We start from the raw sequence: 10,997 nt of genomic DNA on the forward strand, positions 1-10,997 counted from the left end.
GCACCATCAAGCACCCGAGCACCCCGAGGACACCCGTGAGGACCAGTCGCTACCCGCGCCGCGGCGCTCCGCACCTGCGGTTGCGGATCGGCTTCGTGCTGATCGCGATGGTGCTCTCGGTCTTCGGTGCCCGGCTGGTGCAGCTGCAGGGGATCGACCCCGGCTCCTACGCCGCGATGGCCGCGGCCGAGAGCATGCAGGACGTCGTGCTGCCCGCCACCCGCGGTGACATCCTCGACCGCAACGGCGAGCCGCTGGCGGAGTCGGTCGACGGGCTCATGGTGATCGCCGACCCGGCGCTGGTGAACACCGACGAGGCCGGCAACGAGGTCGACCGGGCCCCGGAGCTCGCCAAGCTGCTGGCCACCAAGCTCGACGTCGACTACGTCACGACGCTGGAGCGGCTGCGCCGCACCGACACCCGCTTCCAGTACGTCGCGCGCTCGGTCCCGGCCGCCGACGCCCGTGCGGTCGTCGAGCGCGCCGCCGAGCTCGGCTTCGACGGCCTGACGACCCAGCGCGACCCGATCCGCGTCTACCCCGCCGGTGACGTCGCGGCCAACATCATCGGCTTCCTCGGCACCCCACTGGCCGACGGCACCCCCCAGCCGCTGGCCGGCTTCGAGCGCACCTTCGACGCCGAGCTCTCCGGCACCGACGGCTCGGCGCGCTACTCCGTGGCCGCGGGCCAGAAGATCCCCCTCGGCGAGCAGACGGTCGTCGAGGCCGTCGACGGCCGCGACCTGACCACCACGCTGGACCGCGAGCTGCAGTGGTACGTGCAGCGGGTCCTGCGCCAGACCGTCTACGACGCCCGTGCCGACTCCGGCGTGGCCGTGGTCATGGACTCGCGCACCGGTGAGGTCCTCAGCCTCGCCGACTTCCCGACGTACGACGCCAACGAGCCGCTCGAGGCCGACGAGGCCGACCTCGGCTCGCGGGCGATGAGCGACGTCTACGAGCCCGGGTCGGTTGAGAAGGTGCTGACCCTCGGCGCCCTCGTCGACGCCGGCCGCGTCACCCCCCGCACGCGGCTGACCGTGCCGCCGAGCCTGCAGCGCCAGGACCGTGCCATCGGTGACTGGTTCGACCACGGCACCATCAACCTGACCCTGGCCGGGGTGCTGGCGAAGTCCTCCAACATCGGCACCGTCCTGGCCGCCGACAAGTTCGAGGGCGACGAGCTGCGCGACTACCTCACGGCCTTCGGCCTCGGCGAGCCGACCGGGGTCGGCGTGCGCGGCGAGTCGCCGGGCATCGTGCCCGCCGGCTCGCTGTGGACCTCCCAGACCCAGGACCGCGTCGCCTTCGGCCAGTCGGTCTCGGTCAACGCCCTGCAGATGGCCGCCGCGATCAACACCGTCGCCAACGGCGGCGTCCGCGTCGACCCCAGCCTCGTGCGCGGCCGGGTCACCACCGACTCCGGTGAGGAGGTCGGCACCGAGACCGTCACCTCGCGCCGGGTGCTCTCCGAGGACGCTGCCCGCAAGACCATGCTCATGATGGAGCGCGTCGTCGACCCCGAGGCCGGCGTCGCCCCCGGAGCGCAGGTCCCGGGCTACCGCGTCGCGGGCAAGACCGGCACCGCGCAGCGCGCCAACTCCGAGTGCGGCTGCTACGACGGCACCTTCACCGTCTCCTTCGCCGGCTTCGCGCCGGCCGACGACCCGCGCTTCACCGTCTACGTCGTGGTCCAGAACCCGCGCAACGGCGGGGGAGGTGGCTCAGTGGCGGGTCCGGCCTTCTCGAAGATCATGGGCTACGCCCTGCGCCGGTACGCCGTCCCGCCCACCAGCACGAAGCCGTCCTCGCTCCCCGTCGAGTGGTGACGTCCGGCGTCCGTGGCGGGGCGTAGGGTCCTGGGTCCGTGACCACCGCAGACCGGACGGCTGGGCAGACCGCGGCGACGCGCCCCACGCACCCGCCCACCACCTCGTTGCGCGCGCTCGCCGCGTGGATCGAGGCCGAGCTCGGGGTCGGTGCCGAGGTGAGCGGCGAGGCCGCGCTCACCGGCATCACGCTGAGCAGCGAGCGCGTGCTGGCCGGCGACCTCTACGCCGCACTGCCGGGCGCCCGGGCCCACGGTGCCGACTTCGCCGAGCGGGCCCTGGCCGCCGGGGCCGTCGCGGTGCTGACCGATCCCGCGGGTGCCGAGCGGCTCGACCCCGGCGTGCCCCTGGTCGTCGTGCCCGACCCGCGCCGGCTCCTGGGCCGGGTCAGCGCCGAGGTCTACGGCCACCCTGCCCGTCGGCTGGTGATGGTCGGCGTCACCGGCACCCAGGGCAAGACCACCACCACCCGGCTGCTCGAGGGCGGCCTGGCCGCGGCCGGCACCGTCCCGGCGGTCGTGGGGACGGTCGGCACCCGGATCGCCGGCACCGACGTCAGGACCGCCCTGACCACCCCCGAGGCCCCCGACCTGCACGCGCTCTTCGCCCTCATGGTCGAGCGCGGTGTCGAGGTGTGCGCCATGGAGGTGTCCAGCCACGCGCTGGTGCTCGGCCGGGTCGACGGCGTCGTCTTCGACGTCGCGGTCTTCCTCAACCTCGGGCGCGACCACCTCGACTTCCACGACACCGTGGAGGAGTACTACGAGGCCAAGGCCTCGCTCTTCACCCCCGAGCGCGCCCGCCGGGCCGTGGTCTGCCTCGACGACGAGCACGGACGGCGGCTGGCGGACGAGACCACGTTGCCGCTGGCGACCTTCTCGACCGCCGGGGGAGCGGGTGCGACCTGGTCGGTCTCCGAGCTCGCGCCGGCCCCGAGCCGCACCGACTTCACCGTCCTCGCCCCCGGGGGCCGGTACGCCGCCGGCGTGCCCCTGGCCGGGGCCTACAACGTCTCCAACGCGCTGGCGGCGATCGCCGCGGCGGGCGAGGCGGGGCTCGACCCCGAGGCGGTCGCGCGGGGGATCGCCGGGCTCGCCGGCGTACCCGGCCGGCTCGAGAGCATCCGTGCCGGGCAGGACTTCGAGGTCGTCGTCGACTACGCCCACAAGCCGGACGCGGTCGAGGCTGCGATCTCCGCGCTCCGCCCCCTCACCGCAGGCAGGGTGCTGGTGGTGATCGGGGCCGGCGGGGACCGCGACACGGGCAAGCGCCCGCTCATGGGGGAGATCGCGGCCCGGCTCGCCGACGTCGTGGTCGTGACCGACGACAACCCGCGCACCGAGGACCCCGCGACCATCCGGGCCGCCCTGCTGGCCGGCTGCGCCGAGGTGCCCGACGGCGAGCGGGCCGAGGTGCGCGAGGAGGGCGACCGCCGCCGCGCCATCGCCTGGGCCCTGGAGCAGGCCGCTCCCGGCGACATCGTGCTCGTCGCCGGCAAGGGCCACGAGACCGGCCAGGAGGTCCACGGGGTCGTGCACCCCTTCGACGACCGTGAGGTCGTGCGCGACCTGCTCGCGGGCGCGGGCACGTGAGTCCGCACGTGAGGATGGCCACCCCCGCGGCGGGGCGCGGGCCGGGCGACCCCGGCATGCGCCAAGATGGTCGACGGTCCGACGGCGGGCCACGGCGCCGGCCCGCGGGTGCGGGCCGCACGGCACGGACGACGCGACGCACGTCGCAGGCAGGGACGGAGGTGGGCGGCCGGTGAGGGCGATCCTGCTGGCGGGCGGCATCTCGCTGCTCATCTCGCTGCTCGGCACCCGCTACGCCATCCGGCAGTTCACCCGCCTCGGCTACGGCCAGGAGGTCCGCGACGACGGGCCGACGACCCACCACGTCAAGCGCGGCACCCCGACCATGGGCGGGGTCGTGCTGATCGCCGCCAGCGTCGTGGGCTACTTCGCCGCGAAGCTCATCACGATGACCCCGCCGAGCGCCTCGGCCTGGCTGCTGCTGCTGCTCTTCGTCGGCACCGGGCTCGTCGGCTTCCTCGACGACTTCATCAAGATCTACAAGCAGCGCAGCCTCGGCCTGCGCAGCAAGGCCAAGATCGTCGGCCAGACCGTCGTCGGCCTGACGTTCGGCATCCTCGCGCTGAGCCCGGCCCTGGAGGACGAGCGCGGCCAGCGACCGGCGTCGTTCTCGCTGTCGTTCATCCGCGACCTCGACAGCTTCGTGCTGCCGATGGTCGTCGTGCTCGCGCTGATCCTGCTGATGGTCATCGCCACCAGCAACGCCACCAACCTCACCGATGGCGCCGACGGCCTGCTGACCGGCTGCAGCGTGATGGTCTTCGGCGCCTACACGATCGTCAACATCTGGCAGAACAACCAGTGGTGCGGCCAGGCCGACATCGCCTACGGCAAGTGCTACGACGTGCGCGACCCGCTCGACCTGGCGGTCGTCGCGGCCGCCATCACCGGGGCCTGCTTCGGCTTCCTGTGGTGGAACGCCGCGCCCGCGCAGATCTTCATGGGCGACACCGGCTCGCTGGCCCTGGGTGCCGCGCTGGCCGGTCTGGCGATCCTGACCCGCACCGAGCTGCTGCTGATCGTCCTCGGTGGCGTCTTCGTCATGGAGACCGTCTCGGTGATGCTCCAGGTGACGTGGTTCAAGGCGACCCGCAGGATCACGGGGACGGGCAAACGGCTCTTCCGCATCGCCCCCATCCACCACCACTTCGAGATGGTCTGGGAGGAGATCACCGTGGTCATCCGGTTCTGGATCATCACCGGTCTCTGCGTCGCCGGTGGCCTGGGCATCTTCTACGCCGAGTGGGTCGCGGGCACGTGAGCCGCCACCGGGCCCGCCGCGACCTCGACGGCCTCGGCCAGACCGACTCCTGGGACGGCGTGCGCGCCGTCGTCGCCGGCTTCGGCGTCTCCGGCTTCGCCGCGGCCGACAACCTGACCCACCTCGGTGCCGCGGTGACCGCGCTCGACGAGCGGGCCGAGGGCAAGGAGGAGAAGGCCGAGCTCCTGGAGGTGCTCGGCGCCGACGTCCGTCTGGGGCCAGGCACCACGGCTGCGCTGCCCACCGACCTCGACCACGTCGATGTGGTCGTGACCTCGCCGGGCTGGCGGCCCGACAGCCCGCTGCTGGTGGAGGCCCGTGAGCGCGGCATCCCGGTCTGGGGCGAGGTCGAGTTGGCCTGGCGGCTGCGCCACCCCGACCACGACACCCCGTGGCTGGCGGTCACCGGCACCAACGGCAAGACGACCACCGTGCAGATGCTCGACGCCATCCTGCGCGCCGCGGGTCTGCGCAGCGTCGCCGCCGGCAACGTCGGCCTGCCCCTGGTGGAGGCGGTGATGGACCCCGTGCCGCACGACGTGCTGGCCGTGGAGCTGTCCAGCTTCCAGCTGCACTACACCGACTCCATGAGTGCGGAGTCCGCGGCGGTGCTGAACGTCGCCGAGGACCACCTCGACTGGTACCCCTCCATGGAGGCGTACGCCGCCGACAAGGGCCGCGTCTACGAGCGCGTCCAGCGGGCGTGCGTCTACAACGTGGCCGACCCGGTCACCGAGCAGCTGGTCCGCGACGCCGACGTGGTGGAGGGAGCCCGCGCGATCGGCATCACCCTCGGCATGCCCTCGGTCGGCATGATGGGACTGGTCGAGGACATCCTGGTCGACCGCGCCTTCATCGAGGAGCGCAGCACCAGCGCCGCCGAGCTCTGCACGGTCGCCGACCTGCCCAGCCACGCCCCGCACGTGGTGTCCAACGCCCTCGCCGCCGCGGCCCTGGCCCGGGCGCACGGCGTTTCGCAGCACGCGGTGCGCGACGGCCTGCGCGGCTTCCGGCTCGACGGCCACCGCATCGCGGTGGTGGCCGAGGCCGACGGCATCACCTGGGTCGACGACTCCAAGGCCACCAACCCGCACGCGGCGCTGTCCTCCCTGCGCGCCTACGACCCGGTCGTCTGGGTCGCCGGGGGCCTGGCCAAGGGCGCCCGCTTCGACGACCTGGTGCAGGCCGTGCGCGACCGGCTGCGCGGGGTCGTCCTGCTCGGCCGCGACGCCGACGTCGTCGCCGAGGCACTCGCACGACACGCCCCGGATGTGCCCGTCATCCGGGTCGGGAACGATGAGACTGGTGTGACAGGTGGTGACCACGGTCCGATGGGACGCGTCGTCGCGGCCGCAGCCCAGCTCGCCCGACCCGGCGACACGGTCCTGCTGGCCCCGGGATGCGCCTCGATGGACCAGTTCACCCACTACGGCGCCCGCGGTGACGCGTTCGCCGGAGCCGTGCGGGAGCACCTCGCCGGCTGAGCCCCAGCACGAGCACCACGACCAGGGACAGGACGGGAGGGCCCGGGGTGAGCACCACCGCCGACGAGACCCGCATCGTCCCCGGTCCGGCCCGGGGGAGGGGCGGGCAGCGGTTCGCCGGCCTGGCCGCCGCCCGCGAGGCGCTCGACAAGCCGCTGACGTCGTACTACCTGCTGCTCGGCGCCTCGGCGCTGCTGCTCACCATCGGCCTGATCATGGTGCTCAGCGCCTCCAGCGTGTACTCCTTCCGCCTCAACGACGGCGACTCCTACGCCGTGGTGCGCCGCCAGCTGATGTGGCTGCTGATCGGCCTGCCGGCCGCCTTCGTCGCCTCGCGGCTGCCGCTGGGCTTCCTCAAGCGGATCTCGGTCTGGGCCTACGTCGCTTCCCTGGTCCTGCTCTTCCTCACGATCTTCCTGGGCAAGGAGATCAACGGCAACCGCAACTGGCTCGGTGTCGGACCTGTGGCGATCCAGCCGGCCGAGATCGCCAAGCTCGCCCTCATCCTCTGGGCGGCCACGGTCTACGCCAACAAGGAGCGCCGGCTCGGCAACCTGCACCAGCTGGTGGTGCCCGTGGTCCCAGGCATGTTCCTGGCCACCGGGCTGGTCGTGGCCGGTCGCGACCTCGGCACCGCGCTGGTCTTCGGCGCGATCCTCATGGGCATGCTGTGGGTCGTCGGCGCCCCCATGCGCTTCTTCGTCATGACCTTCGGCGTCGTCGGCACCATCGCCGCGGGCTTCGCGGTCACCGACGGCGAGAGGTGGTCGCGCCTGACCACCTTCATGAACCCCTTCGAGGACTACCTCGACACCGGCTGGCAGCCCGCCCACGGCCTGTACGCCCTCTCCAGCGGCGGCTGGTTCGGCGAGGGCATCGGTGCCTCCCAGCAGAAGTGGGGCGACCTGCCCGAGGCGCACACCGACTTCATCTTCGCCGTGCTCGGCGAGGAGCTCGGGCTGGTCGGCACGCTGCTGGTCGTCGGGCTCTTCCTCACCATCGCCTACGCCGCGATGCGGGTCGCGCTCGGCACCCGCGACCCGTTCGTCCGCTACGCCACCTTCGGCATCGTGGTCTGGCTGCTGGGCCAGATGATGATCAACGTCGGCATGGTCCTCGCGCTGCTCCCGGTCATCGGCGTCCCGCTGCCGCTCATCTCCTACGGCGGCTCCTCGCTGCTCCCCTCACTGACCGCCCTGGGGCTGCTCATCGGCTTCGCGCGCCGCGAGCCGGAGGCCGCCAGGGCGCTGGCCGCGCGGCGTCGGTCACGCTCGACCGGTGTCTCGGCGGGTCGCCTCCCCTGACGGGGAGCCCGGCTCCCTAGGGTGGCCCCGATGCGCATCCTGCTCGCCGGCGGAGGCACCGCCGGCCACACCTCGCCCCTGCTCGCGACCGCCGACGCCCTGCGCCGGCTGGACCCGGAGGTCGAGATCACCTGCCTGGGCACCGCTCGCGGCCTGGAGACCACGGTCGTCCCGGCCGCCGGCTACCCGCTCGAGCTGGTGCCGCCCGTGCCGCTGCCCCGGCGCCCCGGCGCCGACCTGCTGCGGGTGCCGGGCCGCCTGCGGGCCGCCGTGCGGGCGACGTACGACGTGCTCGACCGCGTGCGCCCCGACGTCGTCGTCGGGTACGGCGGCTACGTCTCGGTGCCGGCCTACCTCGCCGCCCGCCGCCGCGGCATCCCGGTCGTGGTGCACGAGCAGAACGCGCTGCCCGGCCTCGGCAACAAGCTGGGGGCCCGGGTCGCGCGCCGGGTCTGCACCAGCTTCCCCGACACCCCGCTGCGCCGCGCCGAGTACGTCGGTCTCCCGGTCCGCCGGATGATCGCCACCCTCGACCGCGCGGCCGTCCGCGCCGAGGCGCGGGCGTCCTTCGGCCTCGACCCCGACCGTCCGACGTTGATGGTCACCGGCGGCTCGCAGGGGGCGCAGAGCCTCAACCGCTCCGTCTCCGGGGCGGCCCCCGCGCTCGCTGCCGCGGGCGTGCAGGTGCTGCACGTGCAGGGCAAGCACGGCGGGGCCGAGCCGGGCCCGGCGACCCCCGGTGCGCCGCCGTACGTCGTCCTCGACTTCTGCGACCGGATGGACCTCGCGCTCGCCGCCGCCGACCTCACCATCTGCCGCGCGGGCGCCAACAGCGTCGTCGAGGCGGCCGCGACCGGGCTGCCGGCCGTCTTCGTGCCGCTGCCGATCGGCAACGGCGAGCAGCGCCGCAATGCCGCCCCCGTCGTCGAGGCCGGGGGAGCGGTGCTCGTCGAGGACGCCGACCTCACCACCGAGTGGGTCGTCGAGCACGCCGTCCCGCTGGTGACCGACCCGGCACGGCTGGCCGCCATGGGGGCCGCCGCCGTGGCGCTGGTGCCCCGCGACGCCGACGAGGCGCTGGCCCGGATCGTCCTCGAGGTCGGCGGAGGGCCCCGATGAGGCTGCCGGTCCCCGACGAGATCCTCCCCGCCGACCGCCTGGGCCGGGTCCACTTCGTCGGCATCGGCGGGGCCGGGCTCTCGGCCATCGCCCGGATCATGGCGATGTCCGGGGTCGAGGTCACCGGTTCCGACGACGCCGAGACGCCCTTCCTGCCGAGCCTGCGCGAGCTCGGCGTGACCGTGCACCGCGGGTACGCCGCCGAGCACCTCGGCGACCTCGGCCCCGGCGACTCCGTGGTCGTCACGACCGCCGCGCGCGAGGACAACCCCGAGGTGCTCGAGGCCCGTCGCCGCGGGCTGCGGCTGCTGCCGCGCTCCGCCGGCCTCGCGGCCACGATGGCCGGTCGCCGGGTCGTCGCCGTCGCCGGCACGCACGGCAAGACCACGACGACCTCCCTGCTGACCTGCGCCCTGCTCGCCTGCGACGCCGACCCGACGTACGCCGTGGGCGGGCTGCTCTCGGCCACCGGCCGCAACGCCGACGCCGGCGCCGGGCCGCTCTTCGTCGCCGAGGCCGACGAGTCCGACGGCGCCTTCCTCGTCTACCGCCCGCACGCCGCGATCGTCACCAACGTCGGTGCCGACCACCTCGACCAGTGGGGCACCGAGACGGCCTACCGCCAGGCGTTCGTCGACTTCGCCGGCACCGTCGACCGCGACGGCTTCCTCGTGCTGTGCACCGACGACGACGGTGCACGGGCGCTGGCCGCGCAGGTGGCCGCTCGGGTCGCCGGGGACGGCCCCGAGGTGGTCACGGTCGGCGAGCGGCCCGGCGCCGACCTCGAGGTCCGCGACGTCGTGCTCGAGGGCAGCACCTCGGCCTTCACGGTCGTCCACGACGGCCGCGAGCTGGGCCGGGTCACCCTGCGCATCCCCGGGCGGCACTACGTCCTGGACGCGGCCTGCGCCCTGGCCGCCGGGCTGCGGCTCGGCCTGCCCTTCGACGGCCTGCGCGCCGGCCTGGAGTCGTTCACCGGCACCGGCCGGCGGATGGAGCCCAAGGGCGAGGCGGCCGGCGTGCGGGTCTACGACTCCTACGCCCACCAGCCGATCGAGATCGCCGGCGACCTCGAGGCCGCCCGGTCCCTGGCCGGCGACGGACGGGTCGTCGTGGCCTACCAGCCGCACCTGGTCTCCCGCACCCGGCTCTTCGGGGCGGCGATGGGGGAGGCCCTCGGGGCGGCCGACGAGGTCGTCGTCCTCGACGTCCACCTCGCCCGCGAGGACGCGGACCCGGCCGTGACCGGCGCGCTGGTGGCCGACGCCGTCCCGCTGCCCGCCGAGCAGGTCGCCTTCGTCCCCGACCAGGCCGACGTGGCTGCCGAGCTCGTCCGCCGCGCGCGCCCCGGCGACGTCCTGCTCACCCTGGGCGCCGGCAGCGTGACCGAGGTCGGCCCCCAGGTCCTGGCACTGCTGCGCGCCGGGGAGAGCGGGTGACCCAGCGCACGACCCAGGGGGCGAGCCAGGCCCGCGCGCAGCGGGCGTTCGCCCGCCGCCGGTGGGCCCGGCGGTGGCTGTCGTGGCGGCGGGCGCTCCTGGCGCTCGCGGCGCTGCTCGCGCTCGGCCTCGGTGCGTACGCCGTGTGGTTCTCCTCCTGGCTGGCCGCCGAGCAGGTCACCGTGGCCGGCGCCTCGCAGCTGGCCCCCGACGAGGTCGAGCAGGCCGCCGGCGTACCCCTCGGGGAGCCGCTGGCCCGTGTCGACCTCGATGCCGTCCGCACCCGGGTCGCCTCGCTGGCCATGGTCTCCGAGGTCGACGTCGTGCGCCGCTGGCCCCACACCGTGGCCATCACGGTCGTGGAGCGCCAGGCCGTCGCCGTCGTGCAGATCGGCACCGCCCTGCGCGGCCTGGATGCCGAGGGCGTGGTCTTCCGCGACTACGCCACGGCCCCGCCCGACCTGCCCCGCGTGCAGACCGCCTCGGGCGCCAGCTCCGAGGCGCTGCGCGAGGCCGCCGCGGTCGTCTCCGCCCTGCCCGAGGACCTCGCGCCACGGGTGGACTTCGTCTCGGTCGCCAGCATCGACCGGATCGAGCTCGCCCTGCGCGACGGCCGCACCGTGGTGTGGGGGAGCGCGGAGGACTCCGAGCGCAAGGCCGAGGTGCTCGCCGTGCTGCTCACCCAGGACGCCCGGGTGTACGACGTCTCCGTGCCCGCCACCCCCACCACCCGCCAGTGACCCGCGGGACGCGCTGACCCGGGGCCACGTCGACGGTGACCCGGCACGGATTCGACGGTGACCCGGCACTGATTCGACGGTGACCCGGCACGGATTCGACGGTGACGGCGGATTCAGGGGGCGGTCGCAACACCGGCTGTCTGGTTGTCGGCGAGCAACTTAGCGAAGACCTCGGCGGGGGTGTAGAAGCCGAGTCGTTTGCGGGGGCGGTCGTTGAGTTGCTTGGCGA

At 74.2% G+C, this 10,997-nt stretch carries 8 protein-coding genes; all 8 read left to right on the forward strand.

What is annotated here, in order from left to right; translation table 11 throughout:
* The first annotated feature begins 35 nt into the window (after window positions 1–35).
* The 8 genes from ACYVID_RS03960 to ACYVID_RS03995 all read left to right on the forward strand — a co-directional run bounded on the left by ACYVID_RS03960 (window position 36) and on the right by ACYVID_RS03995 (window position 10,768).
* Window positions 36–1,829 carry a peptidoglycan D,D-transpeptidase FtsI family protein gene (locus ACYVID_RS03960; RefSeq protein WP_460734613.1) on the forward strand — a complete coding sequence of 598 codons (1,794 nt, stop codon included), beginning with the start codon at window positions 36–38 and terminating at the stop codon, window positions 1,827–1,829.
* 38 nt (window positions 1,830–1,867) lie between these two features.
* Complete coding sequence (locus ACYVID_RS03965) at window positions 1,868–3,421, forward strand: UDP-N-acetylmuramoyl-L-alanyl-D-glutamate--2,6-diaminopimelate ligase (protein WP_460734615.1); 1,554 nt, start codon at window positions 1,868–1,870, stop codon at window positions 3,419–3,421.
* Window positions 3,422–3,593: 172 nt separating this feature from the next.
* On the forward strand, window positions 3,594–4,682 hold the full coding sequence (gene mraY / locus ACYVID_RS03970) for a phospho-N-acetylmuramoyl-pentapeptide-transferase (protein WP_460734617.1): 1,089 nt from the start codon (window positions 3,594–3,596) through the stop codon (window positions 4,680–4,682).
* Window positions 4,679–6,166: a UDP-N-acetylmuramoyl-L-alanine--D-glutamate ligase gene (gene murD, locus ACYVID_RS03975; RefSeq protein ID WP_460734619.1), complete on the forward strand. Its 1,488-nt coding sequence runs from the start codon at window positions 4,679–4,681 to the stop codon at window positions 6,164–6,166. Before mraY ends, murD begins: the two co-directional genes overlap by 4 nt.
* Before the next feature lie 47 nt (window positions 6,167–6,213).
* Window positions 6,214–7,470: a putative lipid II flippase FtsW gene (ftsW, locus tag ACYVID_RS03980; protein WP_460734621.1), complete on the forward strand. Its 1,257-nt coding sequence runs from the start codon at window positions 6,214–6,216 to the stop codon at window positions 7,468–7,470.
* Window positions 7,471–7,500: 30 nt separating this feature from the next.
* Window positions 7,501–8,589: an undecaprenyldiphospho-muramoylpentapeptide beta-N-acetylglucosaminyltransferase gene (gene murG, locus ACYVID_RS03985; protein ID WP_460734623.1), complete on the forward strand. Its 1,089-nt coding sequence runs from the start codon at window positions 7,501–7,503 to the stop codon at window positions 8,587–8,589.
* Window positions 8,586–10,028 carry a UDP-N-acetylmuramate--L-alanine ligase gene (gene murC / locus ACYVID_RS03990; RefSeq protein ID WP_460734625.1) on the forward strand — a complete coding sequence of 481 codons (1,443 nt, stop codon included), beginning with the start codon at window positions 8,586–8,588 and terminating at the stop codon, window positions 10,026–10,028. The genes murG and murC overlap by 4 nt, the downstream gene beginning before the upstream one ends.
* Entirely contained in the window at window positions 10,025–10,768 is a 744-nt protein-coding gene (locus ACYVID_RS03995; protein ID WP_460734627.1) for a cell division protein FtsQ/DivIB, read from the forward strand. Before murC ends, ACYVID_RS03995 begins: the two co-directional genes overlap by 4 nt.
* The last annotated feature ends 229 nt before the right edge of the window (window positions 10,769–10,997 follow it).

This window comes from Nocardioides ginkgobilobae (assembly GCF_054781275.1).